At 30.2% G+C, this 25,280-nt stretch carries 23 protein-coding genes and 1 pseudogene; 6 read left to right on the top strand and 18 right to left on the bottom strand.

The window, feature by feature from the left end:
• Positions 1-6 precede the first annotated feature (6 nt).
• Both ACSVH2_RS08485 and ACSVH2_RS08480 read right to left on the bottom strand, forming a co-directional pair.
• Positions 7-1,719 (bottom strand): hypothetical protein, encoded by a 1,713-nt coding sequence (locus ACSVH2_RS08485; protein WP_438092737.1) that lies wholly within the window; start codon positions 1,717-1,719, stop codon positions 7-9.
• Between the two features lie 32 nt (positions 1,720-1,751).
• Positions 1,752-2,174 carry a DUF6943 family protein gene (locus ACSVH2_RS08480; RefSeq protein ID WP_438092736.1) on the bottom strand — a complete coding sequence of 141 codons (423 nt, stop codon included), beginning with the start codon at positions 2,172-2,174 and terminating at the stop codon, positions 1,752-1,754.
• Between the two features lie 927 nt (positions 2,175-3,101).
• Here ACSVH2_RS08480 and ACSVH2_RS08475 point away from each other — a divergent pair.
• On the top strand, positions 3,102-3,281 hold the full coding sequence (locus ACSVH2_RS08475; RefSeq protein ID WP_438092735.1) for a hypothetical protein: 180 nt from the start codon (positions 3,102-3,104) through the stop codon (positions 3,279-3,281).
• A gap of 388 nt (positions 3,282-3,669) precedes the next feature.
• Here the strand turns inward: ACSVH2_RS08475 and ACSVH2_RS08470 are convergent, their stop codons facing one another.
• The 7 genes from ACSVH2_RS08470 to ACSVH2_RS08440 all read right to left on the bottom strand — a co-directional run bounded on the left by ACSVH2_RS08470 (position 3,670) and on the right by ACSVH2_RS08440 (position 11,444).
• A complete protein-coding gene (locus tag ACSVH2_RS08470) occupies positions 3,670-5,781 on the bottom strand; it encodes a UvrD-helicase domain-containing protein (protein ID WP_438092734.1) in 2,112 nt (703 codons plus the stop codon).
• Positions 5,771-7,558, bottom strand: coding sequence for an ATP-dependent nuclease (locus ACSVH2_RS08465; RefSeq protein WP_438092733.1), 1,788 nt, complete (start codon positions 7,556-7,558; stop codon positions 5,771-5,773). The genes ACSVH2_RS08470 and ACSVH2_RS08465 overlap by 11 nt, the downstream gene beginning before the upstream one ends.
• A gap of 7 nt (positions 7,559-7,565) precedes the next feature.
• Entirely contained in the window at positions 7,566-8,315 is a 750-nt protein-coding gene (locus ACSVH2_RS08460) for a hypothetical protein (protein WP_438092732.1), read from the bottom strand.
• Positions 8,293-8,784 carry a hypothetical protein gene (locus ACSVH2_RS08455; protein WP_438092731.1) on the bottom strand — a complete coding sequence of 164 codons (492 nt, stop codon included), beginning with the start codon at positions 8,782-8,784 and terminating at the stop codon, positions 8,293-8,295. Before ACSVH2_RS08455 ends, ACSVH2_RS08460 begins: the two co-directional genes overlap by 23 nt.
• 10 nt (positions 8,785-8,794) lie before the next feature.
• Positions 8,795-9,559 (bottom strand): hypothetical protein, encoded by a 765-nt coding sequence (locus ACSVH2_RS08450; RefSeq protein WP_438092730.1) that lies wholly within the window; start codon positions 9,557-9,559, stop codon positions 8,795-8,797.
• Positions 9,553-10,545, bottom strand: a complete 993-nt coding sequence (locus ACSVH2_RS08445; RefSeq protein ID WP_438092729.1) for a MarR family transcriptional regulator — start codon at positions 10,543-10,545, stop codon at positions 9,553-9,555. The genes ACSVH2_RS08450 and ACSVH2_RS08445 overlap by 7 nt, the downstream gene beginning before the upstream one ends.
• A 143-nt stretch (positions 10,546-10,688) precedes the next feature.
• On the bottom strand, positions 10,689-11,444 hold the full coding sequence (locus tag ACSVH2_RS08440; RefSeq protein WP_438092728.1) for a metallophosphoesterase: 756 nt from the start codon (positions 11,442-11,444) through the stop codon (positions 10,689-10,691).
• 120 nt (positions 11,445-11,564) lie between these two features.
• Between ACSVH2_RS08440 and ACSVH2_RS08435 the strand changes: the two genes are divergently transcribed.
• Genes ACSVH2_RS08435 through ACSVH2_RS08415 form a run of 5 tightly spaced genes read left to right on the top strand, consistent with a single transcriptional unit; the run spans position 11,565 to position 16,521 of the window.
• A complete protein-coding gene (locus tag ACSVH2_RS08435) occupies positions 11,565-12,545 on the top strand; it encodes a CBASS oligonucleotide cyclase (RefSeq protein WP_438092727.1) in 981 nt (326 codons plus the stop codon).
• Between the two features lie 4 nt (positions 12,546-12,549).
• Positions 12,550-13,062: a hypothetical protein gene (locus ACSVH2_RS08430; protein ID WP_438092726.1), complete on the top strand. Its 513-nt coding sequence runs from the start codon at positions 12,550-12,552 to the stop codon at positions 13,060-13,062.
• A complete protein-coding gene (locus tag ACSVH2_RS08425) occupies positions 13,062-13,946 on the top strand; it encodes an AAA family ATPase (RefSeq protein ID WP_438092725.1) in 885 nt (294 codons plus the stop codon). The genes ACSVH2_RS08430 and ACSVH2_RS08425 overlap by 1 nt, the downstream gene beginning before the upstream one ends.
• Positions 13,943-14,791: a hypothetical protein gene (locus tag ACSVH2_RS08420; RefSeq protein ID WP_438092724.1), complete on the top strand. Its 849-nt coding sequence runs from the start codon at positions 13,943-13,945 to the stop codon at positions 14,789-14,791. Before ACSVH2_RS08425 ends, ACSVH2_RS08420 begins: the two co-directional genes overlap by 4 nt.
• 35 nt (positions 14,792-14,826) lie before the next feature.
• The gene (locus ACSVH2_RS08415; protein ID WP_438092723.1) at positions 14,827-16,521 is read left to right on the top strand and encodes an NERD domain-containing protein; all 1,695 of its coding nucleotides are present in this window, start codon (positions 14,827-14,829) and stop codon (positions 16,519-16,521) included.
• Between the two features lie 45 nt (positions 16,522-16,566).
• Here ACSVH2_RS08415 and ACSVH2_RS08410 read toward each other — a convergent pair whose 3' ends face one another.
• The 9 genes and pseudogenes from ACSVH2_RS08410 to ACSVH2_RS08370 all read right to left on the bottom strand — a co-directional run bounded on the left by ACSVH2_RS08410 (position 16,567) and on the right by ACSVH2_RS08370 (position 25,268).
• Complete coding sequence (locus ACSVH2_RS08410; protein WP_438092722.1) at positions 16,567-17,184, bottom strand: hypothetical protein; 618 nt, start codon at positions 17,182-17,184, stop codon at positions 16,567-16,569.
• Positions 17,181-17,804: an AAA family ATPase gene (locus tag ACSVH2_RS08405; RefSeq protein WP_438092721.1), complete on the bottom strand. Its 624-nt coding sequence runs from the start codon at positions 17,802-17,804 to the stop codon at positions 17,181-17,183. The genes ACSVH2_RS08410 and ACSVH2_RS08405 overlap by 4 nt, the downstream gene beginning before the upstream one ends.
• Positions 17,805-17,897: 93 nt before the next feature.
• On the bottom strand, positions 17,898-18,839 hold the full coding sequence (locus ACSVH2_RS08400) for a transcriptional regulator (protein ID WP_438092720.1): 942 nt from the start codon (positions 18,837-18,839) through the stop codon (positions 17,898-17,900).
• Positions 18,840-18,847: 8 nt separating this feature from the next.
• Complete coding sequence (locus tag ACSVH2_RS08395; protein ID WP_438092719.1) at positions 18,848-19,141, bottom strand: helix-turn-helix domain-containing protein; 294 nt, start codon at positions 19,139-19,141, stop codon at positions 18,848-18,850.
• Between the two features lie 302 nt (positions 19,142-19,443).
• Complete coding sequence (locus tag ACSVH2_RS08390) at positions 19,444-20,298, bottom strand: RteC domain-containing protein (RefSeq protein WP_438092718.1); 855 nt, start codon at positions 20,296-20,298, stop codon at positions 19,444-19,446.
• Between the two features lie 71 nt (positions 20,299-20,369).
• A complete protein-coding gene (locus ACSVH2_RS08385) occupies positions 20,370-21,614 on the bottom strand; it encodes a hypothetical protein (RefSeq protein ID WP_438092717.1) in 1,245 nt (414 codons plus the stop codon).
• A gap of 35 nt (positions 21,615-21,649) precedes the next feature.
• Positions 21,650-21,849: pseudogene (locus tag ACSVH2_RS08380) on the bottom strand (hypothetical protein); the annotation flags it as partial.
• Positions 21,850-22,722: a DUF2911 domain-containing protein gene (locus tag ACSVH2_RS08375; protein ID WP_438092716.1), complete on the bottom strand. Its 873-nt coding sequence runs from the start codon at positions 22,720-22,722 to the stop codon at positions 21,850-21,852. It lies immediately after the preceding pseudogene.
• Positions 22,723-22,730: 8 nt separating this feature from the next.
• Positions 22,731-25,268: a heavy metal translocating P-type ATPase gene (locus ACSVH2_RS08370; protein ID WP_438092715.1), complete on the bottom strand. Its 2,538-nt coding sequence runs from the start codon at positions 25,266-25,268 to the stop codon at positions 22,731-22,733.
• Positions 25,269-25,280 lie beyond the last annotated feature (12 nt).

Raw genomic sequence — 25,280 nt, 5'->3', positions numbered from 1 at the left:
ATAATACTATTTTCGTTTTGAAACTGGAGTACTGTTTACAATTTCTTTTTGAAATTTTAAGTATATTTTGGGGTGGCGTACTTCCAATGTGTAATGTTTCCTAGTGTAAAATTTGGAGAATATTTCAAATGGTGTTAATTCGTAATTTTCCTGTTTTACGTGCTCGTGAAAATTTTCCAGTAATTCGAATATTTTATCCGATCCATCTGCAAAATAGTCCTGTCTTTGTTCAAATAAATTTAAGTTTATAAACGTCAATTCGCTCACTTCAAAATTTGTAAGTTGCATTGGCTCAATTAGGTCGTTGAATTTTTTTCTATACATTTTATTCAATCCGTCTGCACCAAATGATAAGTCGGTATAAACAATTACTGGATAGATTGTCACGTTTTCATCAGGAAAATCTTTGTCAAAAGTAACTCCATTAGCTTCAATGTCCTTTATTGCCGCCTGCAATTGTCTTATCCCTTTTGGACTTCCTGTTTGGTTCTCGACAAATTTTGTATGGAATTCTCTAAACAGTGCTACTTCATCTGCTGTATTTTTTATCTTCGCATTTAGCAGGACATCTTTGAATTCAATCAGTATCAGTTTATTTCCATCTCTAATGTATGCGTCGCATAACTCTTCCTTTTGGGAATTTTTACATTCATCACCAAAGTAATTTGTATAATCAGGAAAACAATTTTTAATGATTGCTGGGAAATAAATTTTATCTGTAAAATCTTTTCCTTTAATTGATAAAAAATCATAGGTAATCTTCTCTTTCTTTAGAAAGTTACTAACGGCAAATACCTGTGATTTATAGAAATGATCATATAAAAAATTGATATTTAATAGATAATATCTTTGCCCATCTATTTTATATAAAAATCCGTTTCGAAGATTAGTAAAACTATCGTCGGGCTTATAATTTACAATGGAATTATTGATGCATAAGGTGTCTAAGTATTGCTCCGTGGCAATTCCGCAATTTATAAACTCTGCAAGATTTACTATCTGAATTCTATGTGCGTTCTGAATTCCACTTTCAGCCACGAGCAACATTAAATTACGAAACATTTCCATATATCCGGATACGTTTTTTGTAGCGTAATAGTCATTCATAACTGGTCCAAATTTTGGATCATTTTGTAAGTATTTGAAGAAATAAACTCCTCTTACAACCTGATTGTTATAGTCAAGTGATGATGCATAATCTTTTTGATATATAAAATTGGTCATTATGACATTTTCTAGCGCGTTATCTTCAAGTGCATTATCGATATCAGTCTTATCAATAGTAACTTTTTTATTGGCTATATCATTTAATATGAGATAGGCATCGAAAAAATTCTGTATTTCGGAAGATGTCATTTCTCGGCACGAGAGTGTGTTGAAATTTTGGAAAATCAAATCGTAAAATTTGAGATTTGTATAATTCCAAAATATGATTGGAGTATGTCCTCCTTCCACCTGTTTTTGATATACTTCAATAAATTTTTTCTCTGCGGTTTCGCCAAGCGGATGTAAAATGTTTTTTATCAAACCAACCTGAAGTGTAGTTGAATCATCATCATTTTCCCGAAGATATAAATTCGAATTTATTCCCGAAATATAATTTATCATAGACTCCGAAGGAATATCTTTGATTAAATCTTTTGCGTCTTCTATCGTTTTTGACAATCCGTAATACTCCGAATAATCCAGTAAAAGACTTACTCTTGTTCTTGTGTCCATAGTGTTATTTTTCAAATGTAAAGTTATAACTATTATCTCTTGCAATAGCGATACAAAATCACTCTTCTCAAATCGTTTATTATGTTAATATTTTCGTGAAATTGTTTTTCTTTTTTTTCCAAAAGTTTGAGAGCTGCAACATTTTTTTGGTGCTGCTCGTGTTCGACCATCATTAAACTGGCTTGGGGATTGAATTGTTTTTTGAAATCTGGAAGACGCAAAAACGAAATAACAGAACCTACTAAATACTGATGCCAGAATTTTGTTTGCCATAAACTATAAGCAATGAAAAAAAGGCTTTCGCAGTCCTCTTCATTTGAAAAAATGATAACAAAACTGTTAGTAAATGGCGTTTTTTGTGGCTTTCCGCTGTTCATCCCCTTGTTAAGTACAAATAAATGGGGTTTTGTGTAAATAGTGTCCTTTCGGTGGGTCTTGATGATGAAATTTAGCATAACATTCGGCTTTAAAAATGGGTTAGATTTTCAATTTTCCGCAGGATTTCGTTTGAAATACCAATGTGCTTCGCTACGCTCCTCACATTAAATTTTTCAAAAGAAAAAAAAGAAAAAAAGAAAGCCAGTCGTTCAAGTGGAAGGTTTCAAAAAAGCAAGTTTTTTTGAAAAAATACTACCCGATATACCATCGGAAGTTTGGGCGTGAAGCCGGAATAGAATGTTGTTGCGAACCGTTATGGGTGGAGATTTTTTCAAAAACCCGTAGGGCTTGAACTTGCTTTTTTGTAAACCTGGAACTTACCTTTGCTCTCTTTTTTTTTATTTTTTATTTTGATTTCATTTACCAATCGTCATCGTATAATCGGATTTTTTTTGAAGGAATGGGAGTTGATTTGGAAGATGGTCGTCTTCGGAAAGGGTGTGGATTTTTAAAACAGAAAAAAGAAATATAAAATCCATTCCTATTATTTTTCTGTTTTGAAAATCCATACTCTTTCTTGGACTTGATTTTGTGGGTATTGAAAATCACTTTACGGAGGGTTTTAATTTTATAGTACAGGTTTTCAAGTGATTTTCAATACTTACAAAAACAATGAAAAAACAATACCTAGTGCGATGGGGCAGTAGCGCAGGCAAGTGTGTGGTTTTTTATTTGCTTACTGGGGTGTTTCTGATTGCTTTTGTGGAAAAGTCGATGCCATAGACTTGAAAGAAAGACAATGCTTCAAGCTTGTACTACTTTTTATTAGGAACGGTATGGCATCGGCTTTTCCGCTGAAGCAATTACTTGGGATTCTCTGGCAAATAAAAAAATGATACTCTTGCTGGCTTTTCTTGATTTTGAGGGTGTTGTAAATTGCTTATTCCTATATCGTGAATGTTAGAAGTGGATTTGATAAGCGATTTACAACACTTACAAAAGGAATGCAAATACTTACCGATTTAAACAAAAAGTTGCTAAAAACAGTTACCGTTAACGTTCTTGAAAGTAATTATAACCGTAAAGTTTCCTATGAAATAGCAAAGGTTCTTGAAGACAGTGGCGAAGGACAGCTTTTTTTATTGCCGGCTGGTGCGAGGAAGCAATTAAAAAAGCTGTCCTAGAGCCACTGGCAAGCGCGTTGGGTGTGGCGGCTGTTTTACATAAATGATATTATAGCTTCATTGCAAAAACCAAAAAAACAATATAAAAGCTTTGTAATGAACTATAATACTCAATTATGTAACACAGCTTGGGGAAAAAAATTACTGGCACAAGTTGCGAAGCGTACGGGTTTTTTCTAAAAACTGTGCCAGTAATTTTTTTTGGAGCGTTGGCAAAGGAGTGGTAACTGAAATGTAAAACGTCCTTTTTAAACCGAACGAAAAAAATGTTCTCGTTATTGGAAACGTAATTAGTGAAATGAAGCAAACAAAGACTTGAGTTTAGGAATACTTGGACTAAATGAAAGTTTTGTGCAGCTGAATGAGATAATGGGTTAAAGTAGATTTATCATTCTTTCACATTTTGGGATTTACTGTAGATAGTGACTAAATCATCAACAATTTTCCAACCTGCATTTTTAAATTTTTCTAAATCATCTTTTACATTTTCTCCTAAAACTGCAAAACATAATAAATGTGTTGGACGAGAAAATCCAACATACATCATTTTTAATGCTTCTATTCCAGAAGGTGTTTCGCAACTGTGAGTTTGTTTGAATAAAGGAATTGTTTTGGCTTCACGTTTCTTAATAGTTGAATTTTTGCTAGGCTCTTTGAGTTTTAAAGTTTCATAGATTGGTGTTTTGTATGCAGTTTCAACATACATTGTAGCACAATGGGTTTGTCCCTTTACTGAATGGACAGTTGCAATTTCAATATCTAATTGGTCTTCATTAATTATTTTTTTAACAATTCTATTTTCCTCTTTAAATTCTAAAATAAAAAGTTGAGTTTTTGGATTAAGCTTTAAATCAAACCAGTCTTTAAATTGGTTTTCGATGAAGTTTTTAATTGAATCAAAAATAGGTTTATGATTCTTTGATGTTACCAAATTAAAGGACCAATTGTATAATTTGTCTTTAAAAATTTCATAAGTAATTAAATAATCTCCCTCATAATTATAGTTTTTAATAAATTCAATTAAATCACTTTTTGTATAAAAACGTTCAACCTCCCTTCCTCTAATTTTCTTTATTATTTTTTTGTCTTCAAATCGTAATACTGCTATTAAGGCATTTAATATTGATTTTCTAACCGCTTCTAATGTTTGTTTTTCTTTATTAAAAAGTTGGATATATTTACTTAGTGTATCAAAATCCTCTTTTTTGGTTTTGTCTAATTTATTATATCCAAAAATGGTATGAAGGCATAAATTACCGTCCCCTTCGTTCGCTCTTTCACCTGTCCAACCAATAATTCTAAATCCTTTGTTCCTTTCTTCAATTTTATGAAGATTATGATTTTTAATAATTTCTTCAAACTTACTTTTCAATTGTCCTTTCGTTTCACTTGTAAATAAGACTAAATGGGGTAAAATTTCTTTTTCATCTTTTAAGAGTTTTCTTTCTCCAATTACTTGAAATTTGTCTTCTTCATTTCTATATGTAAAACAATTTATCAATTCAGCGTTTTTTGCACTTAAACGAATTGATCCATTCAAGTATTTTATATTTCTTGGTTTCCAATCGCATTCATCTTTTACTCTATTATAAATCGACTGATTTGGATCTCCAATTCTTTGAATTATTGTTTTAGAATTTTTATCAAAAAAAACATTATCAATAATATCTATTTGATATTCTTCCAGATCTTGCATTTCATCAATAAAAACATATTTAAAACGATGTTGAAGTTGTTCTTTTACTTTTGGAAAATTATGCAAATACCATTTTGCTAGTGAAAACGAGTCCTTATATGATAAAATACCATTTCTAAATAAATTTTCTTTCCAATTTGTAATTTCTAAATAATGTTCTTTTGCTGCACCTTCATACTTATACAAAGTTGTATTCTTTCCGCCGTATAATATTTTCCTATTAATGAAATCAAAATTCAAATAGTAGATAAAATCAATTGTATTTTGATTCTTTTCTTTTGTAGAAATATTACCTCTATTATGGTTTGCTTTACCATATAAAAGATTTTTAAGTTTTTGCATTGTTTCACCGGTTTGTTTCCATTCAAGATTATTGTAATAAAAATTAGCCACTTCTTTTTTGTAAATATCATCATCATTTTTAACTATGTAAGAATCATATTTTATAAGATTTGCTGGATTAGCCAAAAACTTATTTACAAAACTTTGAATCGTTCCTATAAAGTTTGGATATTCAAATAAATTTGGGCAATGTTTTTTTAATTCTTTTTCAATTTCATCAACTGTGGCATTGGTATGTGCCAAAACTAAGATACCTGAACCATCTTTATAAGGAAGTTGCTTAGACAAACAATACAATTTTACAATCAAGGCTGTTGTTTTACCACTGCCTGGAACTGCTAATAAATCACAAGTTTCAAGATTTTTAATAAATGGAACTCTTTCCTTCTCATCAAATGTATTTCCATTAATGAAAATTTGTTCTGCTTCTTTTATATGATTATCTTCAATTTCAATTGTCATTACAAGCGTGTTTTATTGCATTAATTAAATATTTTAAATACTCATCTTTTTCAATTAATTCTTTAGTAATTAATACATCTTCTTCAATTTTTTTTGCGAGTATTGAGGCTACTTCTACTTTATCTATTGGACTATGTCCTTTGTTTTTTCTTAATTTTGAAATAAATTTAGTTTCGATGAATTTACCATCTTTGAACTCACCAGTACCAGAATGAACATCAGAAACAGATTCTTTAAATAAATTAGAAAGTGCATTAGATTTATATAAACACCATTCTAAAGTCCAGTTGCTTGTATAACTCATTAAGACCTTTGTGTCTTTAAATTCTTTTTCTAATTCTTTTAGTGTACTTTCTTTTTTAACTTTTTTAACTTCGCAAAACGAGTCATCTTTTGTTTCAGGTCTATTGTCTAAATCAGTAATTATTGCAACAGGAATGTTTAAAATTTCTTCTGATTGTTGTCTTAAAAATATCTTCGCAAATCTTAAATAAGCAGTCGAACCGACATTGACAATTGAAACTTCTTTTTCTGTCAAATCATATCCGATTTTTTCGGCAATAACTGGTAATAAAATTTCTTCTGACCAGCCTTCAACCAAAATAACACCTTTTGCAAAGAATAAATTAGCCTTAGTTACATCAAGAAATCGCTCTAAAAACATATAATCATCCTTTGACAGTTTCGTATATTTATCTGACTTTGATTTTTTGTTTTCATCATTTGGCTCTTCTCCTAGTGGAAATGCACTATCATTGTTGCATAATATTAAATTGTGAAGTTTTACTTTAGATGCTAAATTTGGACTATGAGTTGATAATATAAATTGAACCTCTGTTTCATTTTGTAAAGCTTCGATAATTTTCATTTGTGCTTGTGGGTGAAGATGTGCTTCTAACTCTTCAATCATACAAAGTCTCAAACCATTCCAATTATCTTTTTTTAAATGGAGTAATTCGGCAGCCATATATAATCGATTCATTGTACCTAAACCAAGATTTCTCTGGTCTAAAACACCTAATGAGATTTTCTCTAAAATATTTTTAATTTCAGGTTTGCCAAGTGATATATTTGATAGTTTATTTTTATCTGTAAATGACATTAAGAAATCGTCAATTACTTTTTTTAGCTTTTCGTTTCCATCATTTTTAAACCAATTTTCAATCTTATTATTTAAGACTTTAAATTCAATTTCGAAAGGATGTTCGTCTTTTTTTGTTTTCTTTTTAAAAAACTCGTGTTCTTGAAGTATTTGAGATAATCTTGAATTCTTTTTTGCTGTTAAATCATTGTCAGCATCTCTTAAAGCTTTTAAATAAGTTGTTTTTAGATATTCTCTTGCTTCAGCATTCAACGGATACCCAGTTTCGTCCATTCCTGCTTTAACATCGGTTGCAATAATTCTATCTTGTCTTATTTCAACTTGATAAATTAATCTTAAAATTGGTTTTGCATTTTCGCCTTCGCCTTCCCAACCTAACCATTCTATGAAGTTTTTAGCTTCATTTGGTTTTAAATCTTTGAATTCAAGCTCAATTCTTAATTTTTCAGATTCTTTATAAAAATCGGATTCTTCAACTTTAATCCATTCGTAAGCGTGAGTTTTTAAAACTAATTTAATTGCATCTATAATAGCAGTTTTACCAGAATCATTTTCGCCAATTAATACATTTAAACCTTTGTTGAAAGGAACGATTAAATTAGGTTTGTCTATATTGAATGATTCACTAGAGCCATATTTTCTAAAATTCCAAAGTTTGAGTTCTGATAGATACATAGATTTTTTATTTAGTTGAAACTGTTCCCGTTTGCTTTAATCCACTAACATTTCGTTTTGAAAATGTAGCAGTGCCAGAATGAAATATATCAAATATTATATTCAAACAATATCGCTTTTCAAGTTCTTCTTTAATTCTTTTTGCTTGTTTGTTTGGTTTACCCGAAATCATTAGACTAGGAGCAATATGTATTGGATTGTCTACTTTTGCCGTATTAGTTAAAATGTCTTTTCTTAATTCATTTACAATACCTATAAAATTGAATAATAGTTCCGGAAATGGATTAAATTGTTTTACTTCACAAAAAGTCATCAAATCTTTATTTTCTACAAAACAAAATCTCCTTTTAGTATCGTAGTATTCAACTGTTTCGTTAACGGAATCTTTTTTTATAATACTTATATCAGGTGTTGTAAATATTTCATTATGATGTGAGGATTGTACCGCTAGATTATGCTGAATTTCGAAAATATAATCTTTACCTTCAATATTTTTAGTTACTTTAAAATGTGAAAAGTTTGATTGTATGCCAGATGTAGAACATTTGTATCTGTATTTTCCAACTTGAAGGTTTTCGATTGACGCTAAATAGTCATTATTCTCATAAAAAGTTACGATGTGGTTAAAACAACTCATTTCAAAAAAATCACTCATTCTAGTGGCTTGATTTGCTACGGTTGACTTAAATTTATTTACAAACTCTATAATTTCTTTTTCAAGTAATGCTTTTTCTTTAAAAGGGGAGATCGTCTTCAATGTTTTTTCCGATTCCTTTATCGTTTCTTTCGTCATAGTCGTCAAATGATTTTACTTTTTTTATATTTGATAAAAATTCTTTAGTTTCCGTATAATCAAAATCATTTTCAGAAATACCAAACTTTTTAATCAATGTTCGATAGTTAATTAACAATGCTAAAATTTTATTTTTTTCTTCAAAGGTTAAATCATAACTACCCATTGTAATTGTATCTGCTTTGCTTATAGAATTTACTGTTCCATAAAACTTAACTGCACCATCTAAATTTGAAACTACTCGTTTATGAAAAATTGACAACGCAATAAGTAATTCTAATGTCTCATTGTAATCACTTAAAAATTTAAAACGGGCTGAATTTTCTACCATAAAATTGGCTTCTTTCATTCTGTCCTGAAACTCTTTATATATTTGGTTGGCTAATTTAAAAGGAAGTCCATAAGTAAAAATATTTATTATAGGTGTACTCATCTGCTATTGCTTAAAGATTAAACGCTCCAATCAATAACCCAAACAGCTCTTTTACATTCACATTACCTGCTCCCATTTCTTTGAAAATTTGTTTGTCGGGTAAATCATCTTTTACAACTTCAACGAAATTTGCAATATCTGATTTAATGCTTTCTGCAATGGTAAAGTTATCTTCGGGTGTTAGTAATAATAGTAATCTAAATATATCCATTTTGTGTTTTCGCAATTGCTTTTCGTCAATTTTTTCTCCATTTTCTTTTCGGGTTTTATAATCAAGAAATGCTTTGGCTTTTAATCCTATCAACGCTTCTGTATTTGCCAAATGTATTCCGTTGTCTAATTGGCTGTGTTGGATTGTGAAATTGTAATAATCATCATCCATTAGTATTGCCGACAAACTCGAAATTTCCGTGTCAACTGGAATTGGAGTTAGGTGTGTTCCTTCATCCAAATCTAATAAATCGGGTATTCTTGAGAATAATTCAATTTGAAAAGGAAATTCTTCAACTTGTGGTTTTTGGAAACGATAGTATTTTCTATCTTCTTCGCTTTTTTCTTTGACGTCATAGTTTCCTTGTTTTATAAACTCCCAAAAATGAGTAACAAATTCAGGACTTAATGCCTCGATTACTAAAATTATGTCAATGTCTTTTGTTGCTCTTGGCGTTAAACCAATATTATCAATTATAATATCACAAGCCGTTCCGCCGATGATGACATAATTATCTGTAAATTCATTAAAATGTTGTCTGAAAATTTCTAAACCTCTTACCATATGTATTTTTCTATTATTTGGTCTAATGCCATATCTGTTCTTTCGTCAATAAATCCCTCTTTTAAACTGATATATAAAGACAATGGATCTACATTGTTTTTCTTGGTTATATCTTTTGTAATTAATTCCGGATTGTATTTCCAAACTTCTAAAGCATAGTTTCCGCTTTCATTATTTAGATTTCCTAATTGGTTTGCTTTTTCTAATTCATAGAATTTGTTTTTTTCTATGGCAAAATATTCCAATTTACTTGGGTTCATATCGCTGTATTCTTCCAATGCTGTAGCATTAGAGCAATACATTTTTATTGTTGGTTTTTCATCTACATACACTGTTTTTAGTACCGGACTTATAAGATGTCTTTCAATGTTCTTCCAAAGCTTTTGTCTATCATTTTCAAATACAATATTTTTTTCTTTGGATCCAAAAACCTCGACAATAGCCAATCGTTTTAAATTTTCTATCGCTTTTGTTATTCCCATTTGTGTGTATTGGAATTTTTCTGCCAGTTGTTTGAAGGTGTATTTACTTAAATCATCTTCTTTATGCAAGATTTGGTAAAGCAAGATTAATTGTGCAGAAGGAAGTAAAAGGAATTCTTTTTTAAATTCTTTATCCTTGTTAAAATCCTGAATGTCTATAAGTAGTTCTGCGAGAAACATTTGTTTTCCTGGAACAATGAAACTAATTCTTTGGTCAATAAGTCTTTTCCGATTTATAGCCGTGATGTCTTCGGTAACAATAATAATTTTTTTACTTAATACCTTTTGGATTGCAATTACTTGTTGTCTCAATTGTGCCGCATTGAAAGCGTCTTCTTTATTAACCTGTACTAAAATTAATTCGTGATTGTGTAAATGCGTTACATAAAAATTAAAATTATTTTTGAAAATGAATGGTAATTTATTCGTGTAATCTGTTGACAACTCTTTTATTTCAATGTCTTTTCCTAGTATTTGATGGATGTATTCTTTTAATTTTTCCATAATAAACTAATAATTATAATAATAAACTTAATAGGTTTATTGTGCAAATATAGGTTTATTATACTAAATGTCAATTTATTAATGTACAAAAATGGATTTACTACAATAAATATCCATTTATTAATGGATAAATTTTGGTTTAGCTATATTGAAATAATGGCTTTATTGTTATATCCAATGTTTTCATCGTACTTAACATAGCCCAATTGATTGGTAACCAGTTTAGTATTTCCAATTTCAAAATCTTCAACATTAGAATGATGATGTCTATAAATCCAATAATCAATATTACTGTTTTCGATTAAATCTGTTAAGTTGGTTGCAAAAGCTTCGTTGATTTTACTATTGACATATTTTTCGGGATAATTTACAAAAGTCGGTTCGTGGTGTGTTACCACAATTTTTTTATTGTCTGATTTTAAGGCTAATGCTTTTTGTAGAAACTCTTTGCTTTCTTGGTGAAGCAAATTATAATCATCGACATTAAATAATCGATCCTTATACTTGATTACTTTAAAATCGGATATTGCTTGTTGAATTGTCCAATGCTTGGCTTGTGAAATATTTGACCAAAGTGTAGAAAAAAACAAATTAATTCCGGAAACTTCTTTTACACAATTGTTTACCAAAAAGATATTCTCTCTAATTTTTGTATCTAAAACTCCATTATTATCGACTCTGTAATAGTAGTACTCGTGGTTTCCGGGAATCCAAAAAGTCGTTTTAAAATGTCTTGAAATGTAGTTGAAGAAATCTTGATGGTCGTCCATTATTTTGAAAGGTACAATATCTCCAGCCAAAATAAGTATATCAGCTATTGGTTCTATTGGATTATCAAGAATGTACTCCTTGTTGTCTGGGAATTCAAGATGTAGGTCGGAGCAATATTGGATTTTCATTTATAATATTATTAGACTATAGAAAAAATAAAGTAAATGTAATTTAATTTTAAAAATATGACAAATTGACACATAAAAAATTATGGATTACCTTTTGATATAATTGATAAAACTAACCCTATGAAATTAGATAACAACCAATTACATTTCTTTATTGATAAAATAAAATTGAAGTCTGAAAATATGCAAAAGTATAGAGATCAGATAAACAATTTAAAACAAAAATTAGAAGATAAAATTAAAAATGACAATAGAACTGGACTAAAAGTTTCTAAATATATAATAGCTGGTTCTTGGAAAAAGCATACAATATTGAAGCCTACTGGAGAACACCCAATCGATATTGATTTAATTCTATTTGTTGAGGGAGATGATAAAATTCAAAACGACCTTAAAAAATTACACGACTTTATAGTAAAATATCTAGAAGAGATATATCCTCAAAAAGACATTAAGGAAGATGTTGATGCTGAAGGCAATACAAAATCAATCACAATCACTTTTACTGGAACTGGATTGCAAATAGATATTGTCCCAGTTGTTCCTCTTTCCGAACCAGTTGACTATGTTTGGCAACCACAAAGAGGTGGAGGAGGTAAATACATTACAAGTGTTTCTAAACATTTGCTTCATAATCTTGAATTAAGAAGAAATAATTCTTCCTATACTTCAATTGTTAGGGCTTTGAAATGGTGGAAAAACTACAAAGAGATAAACCCAACAGATACGGAACCAGGTATTTCTTCATTTGTTATTGAATTAATTGTAGCGTATTTAGAAGCAAATTTTGGTGTAGAAGAAAATATAGAAGAGGGTATTATTAGATTTTTCCAATTTGTTAGCTCTGATAGTTTTCCAGAAATTACTTTTGAGAATGCTATAAACGAAATTCCATCATATCAATCCCCAATATTTATTGCTGATGATACAAATAATGAAAATAATGCTTCAAAAAAAATAAACAATACAATTTGGAAAGAAATAAAAGCGGAAGCGGAAGATGCATTTGATTCTCTTAATATTGCTCAATCTAAAAATTTTGAAGGAGATACAATTGAAGAATGGAAAAGAGTTTTTGGACCAACATTTAATATAAAATAGAAATATGTACAATACAATTACAAACACAAGCACTTATACAGTCATTGATATAAGAAAAACATTTGAAGGATGTGAAACAGATATTAGAACAATTGCTAGGAGAACTGGTAAATGGGAAGTAAGCTATGCTGATAATGTATTTAACGATATTATGATTTATGCAGAAAATGAATATTTAAAATCGGTAGATATTGTTTTACTAAATGAGAACAATACTGTTTTAAGAGCATCAAAATTTGTTGTAAATGCTAATGGAACTGCAATTTCCAGCGAAAGAGCTGGAAATAATAATGATTGGAGTAATTTGCCTGACACACATCTATCTGTGATATTGTCTTTTTCTAAAAAATGGAATGATCTTACAGCAACTGACAAAAGTAATTTCCAAAAGAATAATAATTTTAAATTATCTTGGAGTACTACTGACATAGACAATTCTTTTCCCCATTTGAGTAATTCTCAAGGGCAATTATATGGAAGTAAAGGCTACGAATTACAAAAAACAACTTATAAATAATGGCAACAATTTTTGATAATACAATCGAGTTACCAAATTCGGAAATACAAGAGAGAACGAAAAGTCTAATTGGATTTGATACAAAATTTAACAGGATATACTCCAATTTAAAATTATTACTAGACCAAGATAGTTTGATAGAATGGAGTAAAAAGTTCCACAAAGTTGAATTACCAATTCTTGGTCAATTAAAGGATAAATACCCTTTAATAATTTTGGCAGGTGATGCTGGAACTGGAAAAACAATTTCGGCTGAATCAATTGCTGACAGAATGACAAGAGAACTGAAAAAGGAAGGTTTTTTTCTAAAATTAAGTACAAGAGTAAGAGGAGAAGGATTACACGGACAGATGGGTAATTTAGTTAATGATGCTTTTGCAGAATTAAAAGTTCAGGCAGGTAAAAAACGTATTGCTTTTTTATTAATTGATGAAGCTGATGCAATTGCAACAACTCGTTCTACATCTCAAATGCATCAAGAAGAAAAAGCTGCTGTAAACACATTAATTCAGAAGATAGATGAAATTAGAGAATTGAATGGAAGAGCAGTTGTTTTTATGTCAACGAATAGACTACATTTTATTGACGAAGCAATTATTAGAAGAGCTGCAATTATTTTAGAATTTGAAAGACCAACTACTGAAGAGAGAAAAGAACTTTTTTCTAAAAGTCTTATAGGTTTGGATTTTAGAGAAGAGCAATTAAATCAATTAGCAGATATAACTAGTCCAGAAATGAATGATGATTTAGGTTATTCCTTTTCAGATATAAGATTAAAAATTTTGCCAGAGGCAATTGCAAATGCTTATCCAGATAAAGCATTAAGTTTTGAAATTATACTGGAAACAATTTCAACTGTCAAACCAAGCCCTAAAATAATATGACAACAAGACTTTCAAACATAGTAGTTTTAATAATTTTTGGCGGATTTATACTTTTTAGAACCTTTTTTCCAGCTAATGAAAATGATCAATTATCAAATACACTTTTTAATCTTTCGATTGAACTTGTAGGAGGTATTATTTTGTATGGATTACTTCAACTATTGCAAAACATTAAACAACTAAAATTTTATTATCAAACCCAGTTTCTTTATCGCAAAAAAGACATTCGTTTATCATTGGCATATTTATACCGAATCAAAATTGACAATAAATATTTATTAGTAAAAAGCAATCATCGGGATTATTTTCAACCAGTTGGCGGTGCTTATAAAACACTACCTGGTTCAGAAAAAATATTTGAGAAACTAGATGTAAAATCCGATAGATTAATTGAAACCGAAAAAGGAATCGCAAAAGGAGATTTAAGAGTATTTGTAAAAGGTATTAATGTAATAGAATTTTTAGAATGGTATAATTCAAAAGAAGATAGGGAAATTTCTCCTTGGAGAGAATTCTGTGAGGAATTAATCTCTACTGATATAGTACATTGGAAAGATTTTAAATTTATTGACTATAAATTCAAAGGAACTATTAAAACTCCCATTATAAATTTAGACAGTGGAGATAATGGTATTTTTATTTTTGATGTTTATGATTTCATTCCTAATAACGATCAAATCAAAATTTTAAGAGATTTAATGAGTTTAGGTGATACTGAAAAATACATTTGGGTTGATGATTATCTCATTAATCGTTTAGGGCACGACGAAAGGACAAAAAAATATGTTTATAAAATTGGGAAACACACTAAATGGGCATTAAATCTTAAATGGGATAATGGATAATTTCATTAATAGTTTGATTAACTTTAATAAGTGATATGGTTCAAATAGATTTAGAAAAAAAATCATCAGAGATTAAATCAATTATTTCTGTTTACACCAAAGAAAGCTTTATCGGTTTTTTTGCTGATTTTATTAGAAATAATACTATCAGAGGTTTTGAAGAATTTTCTGAAAAAATAAAATCTAAATTGAAAGATTCACTATACCTTATAACATTAAGATTATCATTAGATGAAGGATCTATTCACTTTGAATTTAATGAAGAAACAAAAAAGGATTTAATTAGAATAGCTGATTTAATTAATGAAATTGTTAGTTCCTTTTTGGCAACTAATTACACTGAAAAGTATTTGCATAAAGATTCACAAATCAAATATGACTTATTTATTCACGAAACTACTTTTAAAAATTATTTTCAAAATGGAGTATTAAATTTTGTTGAGCAAGAAATCAATCATATCATAAATATGTTTGGTCCCTATGATAAAAAGATTAAGGAAAAGACAGGATTAGATTTGTATTCATTTATTGATTTCTACTATTTAACTGAAAAAATTTATAAAGAGAAAGTTTATGATACACAATCGTTCTTATTTGATAAAGCTTTTTATTATGCTGTGAGAGATAAGGATGGATTTGATTTGAATAAATTATCCGAAGAAACAAAGTCAAAATTCCTTGATTTTTATGAAAGACCACATTTGCCTTTGCTTTTTACAAAATCAGATTTTATTACATTCATAGATGGAGATAAATTAGATTACTTGCTCAATATATTTTCAATAGACTTAAAAGACAAAATAGATTTTACATTTTACACACAAAAGAATCCTCTTGATTTAAAACCCATAATTAAGTTAAACGATAACGAATATTTAAACATTTTTCAAAAGCAAATACCAACTTCAATTTATAATCATCTTTTTACTATTCTTGGAGATAATCAAAAATCACTAACTCAACTTTATCAACGGAGAGGTAAATTAGTTTTTGAAGAGGAAACTTTAGAAATTTTCAAGAATTTTTTTAAGGATAAAAATACTAAAGTATATCACAATTATTATCTAAATGGAAGTGAGCAAGATATATTAATCATCCACAATAAAATTGCATACATCATAGAGTGTAAAACATCCAAATTTAGAGAGCCTTTAAGAAATACTGAAAAGGCCTATACAAGAATTAAAGAAGACTTTAAAACGTCTATTCAAGAAGGATATAATCAGTGTTTGAGAGTTGAAAATGGAATATTCAATAATGATAAAATAACTATTGAAACCAAAAATGAGAAAGTTAAGATTAGCACAAATCATATTTTAAATGTATTTTCGATTGTTGTTACACTTGAAAGATATGGCGCAATACAAACAGATTTAAGTCTTTTGTTAGAAAAAGAAAACGAAGAAGATTTTTATCCATTATCAATTTTTATAGATGATTTAGAAATATTTCTTTTGAGTTTATATAAGAAGTTTAATAATCCTTATCGGAAATTTGAGGAATATTTAGAAATTAGACAATCATTAAATGGAAAAATTATGTCAGCCGATGAATTAGATATTTGCGCAATGTTTTTAAAAAATTCGATTGGTTTAAAAAAGCTAATAAGTAATAATGCTTTTATAATTCCTGATCCATTGTTACAAAATATCTTTGATGAAATGTATTTTAAGAAAGAAATCAATGTTAAACTCAAATATAAATCAAAATTTTCAAATCAGGTTAATTAAATATTTATTAGACTAATCATTACTTTAAGACTAACTAAACTCTTCCTATAAAGACTTCAAATAAACTGCTAGATTATAAAGCTCCATAAGTTTTAATTCATTATAATCACAAGGCGTTTGAGCAATATCAATCAAGCTAATATCATTTGCAAAAGATTTTTCTCCCAGCAAATGTTCTAGGTGAATGTAAACAGTTTCTCTTAATCTTGGGTTCTCTTTGTAAACTATATGGTTTTTGATATACACTCTAATTCCTATTTCTAAAGGTTTGTTTTTAATTTTGATTGGTTCGAAATACATTTCGCTTATTTTTAAAGAAATTCCATAGTTTTCTATTGGTTTATCTATACCCTGTTGGTATTTAGAAAGATTTGTTTCGGGTTGTAAAAAAGGTATTATTTTCCAACGTTCTACAACTGGAGCATAATGTAATATTAATTCAACTTCTTTGAAAAGATAGGGATTTCCACTTGCAGTAATGATTAGTTCAGCTCCATTGCTTTTGTTTTTTATGATTAGATCTAAATCTTTGTTATACTTGTGTAATAATGCAATTAATTTATCAAAATGAATTTTTAGTTCGTCGTTTGAGATTTCGTTTAGTAATAGAAAAACAAAGTTGTTTTGTTTGAAGTAATTCCAGAAGTTAGTTATTTGATTCATCGTTTGTCAAGTATAGTTCTATCGAATGCTATTAAATTCAACATTTCTCTCATTCTGCTGCGGACACGATTTCCGTACTGGGTTTCTATTTCACTTGCTGAAAGGTTTGTAGTTATATGCGTTAGGACTTTTTTAGTTGTGAAAATATCATAGCGACTTAATAGAATTTCTGCCATTACGTTGCATTCGTTGCCAAAGTATTTTAGGTTATTTTCTGTTCCTAAATCGTCGAAGCATATTGTTTTGGGTTCTGATTCGTATAGTTTTCCTTTGCTGTATTTGTGGATTATCTGGTAGCCGTCTTGGATAAATTCAAAGCTGATGTCTCTACACGGTTTTACGAAAAATTTATGTTCGGTTGGTGCTAGATATTTCATCAAATTCATTAGTGAGGTTTTACCACAACCAACAGGGCCAGAAAGTAAAATTCCTTTGTTAAGGATAATGCCAAATTGAAAACAAGTTGGTTCGTCTTGTAGAAAATAGGCGATGAGTTTGTAAATTATGGGATAATCAGTTTCAAGTATTTTGAAATGATTTCCATATAATTCGATGCCTTTTTTTTCGAGCCAAAGGATTACTTCTTGGTAGTTGTAATGGGTTTTTATTTCTGTTTCCATAGGTTTTAGGATTTAACCGCAAAGTGCTCAAAGTCCTTCGACAAGCTCAGGATGACAACGCAGGGTTCGCAAAGAACCTGAAACAAGTTCAGGTTAAAGTGGCTCTGAATAGTCTTTATCGTTTCCTGTGTTGAGGTGTTTTGCTCTGTTGGATTGTGGTTCATTTGAAATGAATTTTGGTGCGTTTAAGATCCAATTTTGTGCTGCGGCTTGCCAATCGACCATTGGGGTTTTGCCACCAACTAGCCAACCGTTGCTGGAGAAATAATTGAAAAATTTATTGGCTTCGAGTTCTGGAAAATTCTGTTCGAGAAAGTAGGTTTTGACATTTTCGATAGTTGGCTTCTCGTCCTTCGACTGCGCTCTGGATGACACGCTCGAAGTGACAAGAAACTCTTTCTTTTTTTCGCGCAACTTTTTTTCTTTTTGCCGACCACTTTCAGTTTTATTTTTATCGGTGTCGGCGAATGCAAAAGGCATTTCGTCATTATCATTTTTTAGAAAACCATCATCAATTTCAAAATTTTTTGCTTGCTCGTCCAAGTTTACAATCTTTAAATCGTTTGAAATGTTTGGTATGTTTGTATTGTTTATATAAGGTACTAGAGCTTGTTCAGTACCTGTTTCATTACTTGTACCACTACCAGTATAAAGCTTGTTCACTACTTGTTCATTAACTAGTTCAAAAACAGGTTCATTTTTTGGTATTGTGATTTTTTCATTTTTGGGAATTGGTTTTAAATCATCTGAAAAATTGAATAGATACACGTGGCTTCCTTTAAATGGATTGTAGGATGGTTCGTAATTGATATAGCCTAGTGAATGTAAGTTTTTAAGGCATTTATGGTATGTCGCTTTGGAACTTATTTTGCTTATCCTCATTACCTCATCACGAGATATACTGATTGGATTTTTGAACCGATTGCAATTCCAGAATTGGAACAATGCTACATACAAACTTACGTGTGTAGGATTGAGAGTTTTGTCAATAGCCACTTTTTCAAAAAACCCTGTTAGATGTTTTATATAATTCATCTTGGAGGTTATTTTCGATTGAATAAATTGGGTGTGGCTTCGACTTTATTGTTTTCTAAAACTTTTTCTAAATCGTTACTAGCATAATATAGAATACCACCAATTTTGGTATAAGTGATTGTTCCGTTTACTCTTAGATTTTGTAAAGTACCTGGGGAAATATTTAACAGCTTTCTGACTTCGGAAGATTTGAGCCATTGTTTTTGCTGTTGCGGTTTTGAATTAAACATTGTGTTTAAATCGGAAAGAAGAAGTGTACGAAATTCGTTTAAATCTTCGCGAGTGATAACTTCGATTGCCATAACTGATGTTTTAAATTGTTATGGTACAAAATTGAATTAATTGATTTATTTTGTTTGCCAAGTTGGTATCAACTTGGTAACGATTTTTTGTTAATTACTGTTTTTTATGGTTTAAACAGATAAAAAATGTGTTTGGTTTTAATAAAATACCAGCTCGGAAAGGAATTGAACTGTTTTTAATCAAATATCTTTTTTAATTTCTAAATATTTAAAACACTATTTAGTTTTAAATATTGATTTTCAGTAGATTATATATTTAATTTATTGTGTAGTTATGCCAACTTGGTATGAACTTGGTACTACTATTTTGACTTATTATTTTCTTGATCAATTTTCTTCTTTAGTATTCTTGTTAAACCGTCTAAATATGTTGCCTCTTCTGTTTTTCTACCTCTGATGGAATACCAACTTCTGTAAACATCACCTAAATCGATATTAAAAACCGCTTCAAAATAGTTTGCTATGTCTTTTATATCGGCATTCCCATTATTGAAGCTGCCTTGATAATAAAGGGCATATATCGTTTCAATTAATGCCGATTTACTTTCTGTCCAAGTGAGTTTTACTTTTGGTAATGCTTGTGTTTTGGTTGTCATTGTTTCTTTTCTGTCTAATATTGTCAGCTGTTCTTTTAGATATATTTCAAGTAAATCGTTGGCTAATATTTTTGATACTTTAAAATCGTGACTTGTATTAAATTCTTGGTCTGAAGTGAAGAAAAAAGTATCTAAAGATAACCTAATATCATACTTTCCTCTTAAAAAATATTTTTCATCAAGGAAAATTGCTCCTGTTCTGTAATATTGATAAAACTCCAAATTATTATCGAAATAATGATTTAATTTATCTAATTCGTTTAGTAAATATTTCTTTTGAGATCTGTCTGTTCCTTTTGGTCGTTTAGTTTCGATTTTTAGCACTTTTGTATGAAATATTAATTTCGAAAAAAATTGTGGCTTAAATTCCTTGAAAAAAAGTATTTCTTCGGTTTGGGTTCTAAAATTGGTTTTTATAATTGTTACTTTTAAATTTCCTAATGATTTGACAATCATTTCTATTGCTTTTTCAGCGTGTTTTATGGGGTCAGTAATTTCTAAATCAATAAAATTCAGTTGTTCGTTGAGGTTGGAGAGAAGTTGGTTGATTTTGGGGTTCAATTTTTGTATGTAAATTAATTAAAAAAGATTAACCTATAAAATTATTGAAAGGTCTAATTTTAGTTTCATTTTTAGATTGATTTTGCAATTCTTTCCATTATTGAATAATCTGAGCCAAATTTGCAAATCGCATCACAGTTGACTCTTAATTCTGAAAATAGAATGTATTTGATATTCATTTTTGAGTTTTTTATAACGGGTCTATTCAATTGTTGTATCACATCTTTCTCTCGACTGTCCGGAATGATGATATAAAATACCTCATCGCCGTTAGAAATACTAAAATATAAATCAGAAAGGCGTAAAATACCCGAATAAATACTGGTGCTTTTTTCTACTTCAAACGCTCCAACAATTTTGTTTGTGCCTTTTTGAAACCAAAGTACATCAATTAGTTTTATGGTGTTTTGCGTGTCTTTATCTGTTGGTAATTCTGGGAATTTACTAAGTGAAATAAATGAAAAATTTTGACCATTGAATGATTTGCTTTTATCATTATTGGCTGGAGTAACATCATAACCAAACGAAACTCCAATTTTTAATAAATGGTATTGCATTTCGTTATGCAGATTTTCTTCTAGTTTTTCTTCCTGAATTTCTTTTTGGCGTTTTAGAATGTTTTTTTCAAACCTGGTGCGTTCTTCTTCACTTAAATATTCATCGTTACCTATAAGCATTTTTTGGGTTCCAATCTCAAAACATAATCCTGCAATTGCTCCTAAATCATTTGATAATTCACTTTTGAATTTGCTGTTGGTTTCAATTAGTGTTTCTCTAATTTTAAGATATTCTGTCCAACTTCCTAACTTCTTTTTGTCTTTGAACAGAAAATTAAATCCGTTGAGAATGGCTGTATTGAATGGTGGAAACCAAGTTGGATGCAAGAAATATAAAATACTGGCCACTGCTGGACCCAAACCTTTTATTTTGAGTTCGTCTAGTTTTACAATTTCTTTTACAACTTGTTCTTCAGTTTTGGCATTGATGCAATTTTCAAGAAATTGGCCAAAAGCGATTTTATTGTTTAGGTTCTCGTAAATATCAGGAATTCTTAATTTGGGCTTCCAATAAAAAGGATGTGCTATGCCTACAAAAACCTGTTTTTGTTCTGCTATACAATTCAATACAAATTCTAAACTACTGCCTTTAAAATCGTTTGGAAAAGTTTTGTTTTTGATATCGTCTATCACTTGTAAAACGCCACGGCGAATAGTCCGAAAGGCTTTTAATCTTTGGTCGTTATCTACAAACCAAGTAGTATAAACACTTTCGGTATCGGTTTTGTATTGTTGGATTATTTGAGTAAGGTTGTTCATTTTTAATACAGCTATAACTTATTTTTTATTCTTTTTTACAATTTCAAATTTCTTAATCGTAACGCATTAACAATTACAGAAACCGAGCTAAAACTCATTGCTAAAGCTGGAATCATTGGAGATAATAAAATACCAAAAACGGATATTAAACACCCGCTGCTATTGGAACTCCCAACACATTGTAAAAGAAAGCAAAGAATAAGTTTTGTTTGATGTTTCGCATTTTATGGTGACTTTAATTTTTTAATAGTATTTCCCAATCAGCTATTCTTTTCTTTAATGTAACGATGTCACTTTTCATTTTTTCTTTTTCGGCCAGTGCCAGAGCTTTCTTTGCAGCTTCAATTGCTGTAACATACTCTTTTAATTCTGAAGCTATTTTTTGTCTCAAATTTGGGTAATAGAAATTTTGAGGATTTAATTTTTCAGCTTCTAAAAGCCATACCATAGCTTGTTTAAAATCTCTATTCGTACCGTAATAATAATTAGCTGCCTGAAATAATAAAGTGGCGTCTTGAGTTTTTCCTTTAATGATGTGTTGTTCTATTAATGCTACTATGGTATCGTCTTCCTTACTCTTTATTGGTATTTTAACCATTGTATTTTCCCAAAGGATTTTTATAAATGCTTCTCCTTTGCTATTGATGTCATTTAATTCAATTGTAAATGTTTCATAGAAGTTGGGACTCTTTTCAATAGGAACTTTGAAACGCATAACGTCTTTTTTTTCATCATATCCAGTTTCACCGTGTAAAGTTGTATCTGTATTGACAATTATAGTCCACTCATTTATTGAAGGAATTGAGAATATGGAATAACTACCCACTTTTAATATATTGTTACCAAAAGAAATATCTTCGGAAGTGGTTATTACAGTGCAATCACTAGCACCAGTGCGCCAAAGTTTATCAAAAGGCACTAACTCGCCAAATATTTTTCGACCTCTTACTAATGGTCGACTGTAAGTCATTTTAATTTTTGCGCTACCTACTTCTTGCTCAAAAGATGCTGCTGGGCTAGGTGCCGTTAGTCTGATTTGAACTTTGTCTTGTGCGACAATTATTACTGATTGTAAAAGCATTATGCTTAATAAGATAGTTTTTTTCATTTTTATATTTATAGTTTTAAAGTTCGTAGTCGTAACGCATTTACAATTACAGAAACCGAACTAAAACTCATTGCTAAAGCTGCAATCATTGGCGAGAGTAAAACTCCAAAAAATGGATATAATACTCCTGCTGCAATTGGAACTCCTAAAACATTGTAGAAGAAAGCAAAAAATAAGTTTTGTTTGATGTTTCTCATTACGGCGTGGCTTAACTTCTTGGCTTTTACGATGCCTTGTAAATCGCCTTTTACTAAAGTGATTTTAGCACTTTCAATAGCCACATCAGTTCCTGTTCCCATTGCGATTCCGATGTCGGCTTGTGCTAATGCTGGAGCATCATTTATACCATCGCCTGCCATTGCTACAATTTTTCCTTCGGCTTGTAATCGCTTAATTTCTTTTAATTTATCTTCGGGTAAACAACCTGCTTTATAAGATGCTAAATTTAGTTCATCGGCAACTGCTTTGGCGGTATTTACATTATCGCCAGTAAGCATAATTACTTCAACTCCTTGTCGGATTAGTTCTTTTATGGCTGCTGCGCTTGATGTTTTTATAGCATCCGTAATTGAGACAAAACCAACTGCAACGCCATCAACAGCAATATAGGAAACGGTTTTTCCTAGTTTTTGTTCAGATATGATTTTGTTTTCTAAATCAGCAGAAACAGTGGCATTGACTTGTTCCATTAGTTTTTTATTGCCCAATGCTACTTTTTTATTGGTAACTGTTCCTGTAACTCCTTTTCCTGCTACGGCTTCAAAATCTTTTACTTCTATTAAAGTACTGTTTTTTGTTTTTGCATAATTTACAACCGCTTGGGCTAATGGATGTTCGCTGTATTGATTTAAGGAAGCAATGCTTTGTAACAAAGTATCTTCTTCGTTATTTGATGAATAAATTTTTTCTACGGAAGGTTTTCCTTCTGTTATTGTCCCAGTTTTATCGGTTATTAGAACATTTACTTTGTTCATATTTTCTAATGCTTCGGCATTTTTTATCAAAACTCCCGATTGTGCACCTTTACCAACACCAACCATAACGGACATTGGCGTAGCCAAACCTAATGCACAAGGACAAGCAATTATTAAAACCGCAATTGCATTTATAAATCCGTAAACCAATGCTGGTTCGGGACCAAACTTTGCCCAAATGAAAAAGGTAATTACAGAAATGATTACTACAATGGGTACAAAATATTTGGATATACTATCTGCTAATTTCTGAATTGGCGCTCTTGATCGGGAAGCATCATTCACCATTTGCACAATTTGAGAAAGCAAGGTTTCTGAACCTACTTTTTCGGCAATCATAACAAAGGATTTGTTACCGTTTATAGTACCTGCAATTACAATATCGTCTTTCTTTTTATCCACTGGAATGGGTTCGCCTGTAATCATTGCTTCATCAATACTGCTTTCGCCATCGGTTATTTTTCCATCAACTGGAATTTTGTCTCCTGGTTTTACTCGCAATAAATCGCCTTTTTTGATATCGTGAATGGAAATTACTTTATCACTTCCATCAATAACCAAAGTAGCTTCAGTTGGTGCCAGTTTTAATAATTCCTTGATTGCTCCACTGGTTTGACTGTGTGCTCTGGCTTCTAATAGTTGACCCAATAAAACTAAAGTCAGAATAACTGTTGTTGCTTCGAAGTATAGTAGCACTGTTCCGTGTTCGGTTTTAAATTCGCTTGGGAAAACATCAGGAAAAAACATACCAACTAAACTAAATAAAAATGCAACTCCTGTACCAATTCCGATAAGGGTAAACATATTTAAATTCCAAGTAATGATGGATTTCCAAGCACGAACAAAGAATATCCAACAGGCATAAAAAACTACAGGAAGCGAAAGCAGCAATTGCACCCAATTCCATTTTGAGGCATCCATTATTTTTAATAAAGGACTGTTATTCATCATTTCTATAGTAGCAATCGCGAAAACAAGAACTGTAAATACTACTGCTATTTTCATTTTCTTGACTAAATCCTTATAGGTCTTTTGGTCTTCAGTATCAGTTGGATTCATAGGCACTAAATCCATTCCACAAATAGGGCAGGAACCCGATTGCTCTATTATCACTTCGGGATGCATCGGACAAGTATATAATGTATTATTTGCCTCAACTTCTGCTTCTTTTACCAAATGCATTCCACAAACAGGGCAATCCCCCGCTTTATCATACGTTTTTTCGCCTTCACAATGCATTGGACAATAGTATTTTCCTTTGGCATTACTTGGTATGATTATTTCCTTTTTATCACTATGAGAATGTGTGGAACAGCACGATTTTGCTGTTGGTTCATCTGTTGTTTCTTTTTGTGGGTTTTTAGCATTACTCATTTCTATGGTATATTTTCCAACGGCGGTTAATGCTTCTTGCATTTGTATTGTTGGAATGTGTTTATCCATAGTTATAGTTGCTATTGGTGGGTTTAATGAAACTTTCGCTTCAATACCATCAAGTGCATTCAATGCTTTTTCGACTTTGGTTCGACAACCATCACAAGTCATTCCAGTAATACTGTAAGTATGTATCATAGTTTGGTATTA

Origin of the sequence: Flavobacterium sp. RSB2_4_14 (assembly GCF_051547085.1) — a bacterium.
Classification (GTDB): Bacteria; Bacteroidota; Bacteroidia; order Flavobacteriales; family Flavobacteriaceae; genus Flavobacterium.
This window is presented reverse-complemented; position numbering and strand designations above follow the sequence as displayed.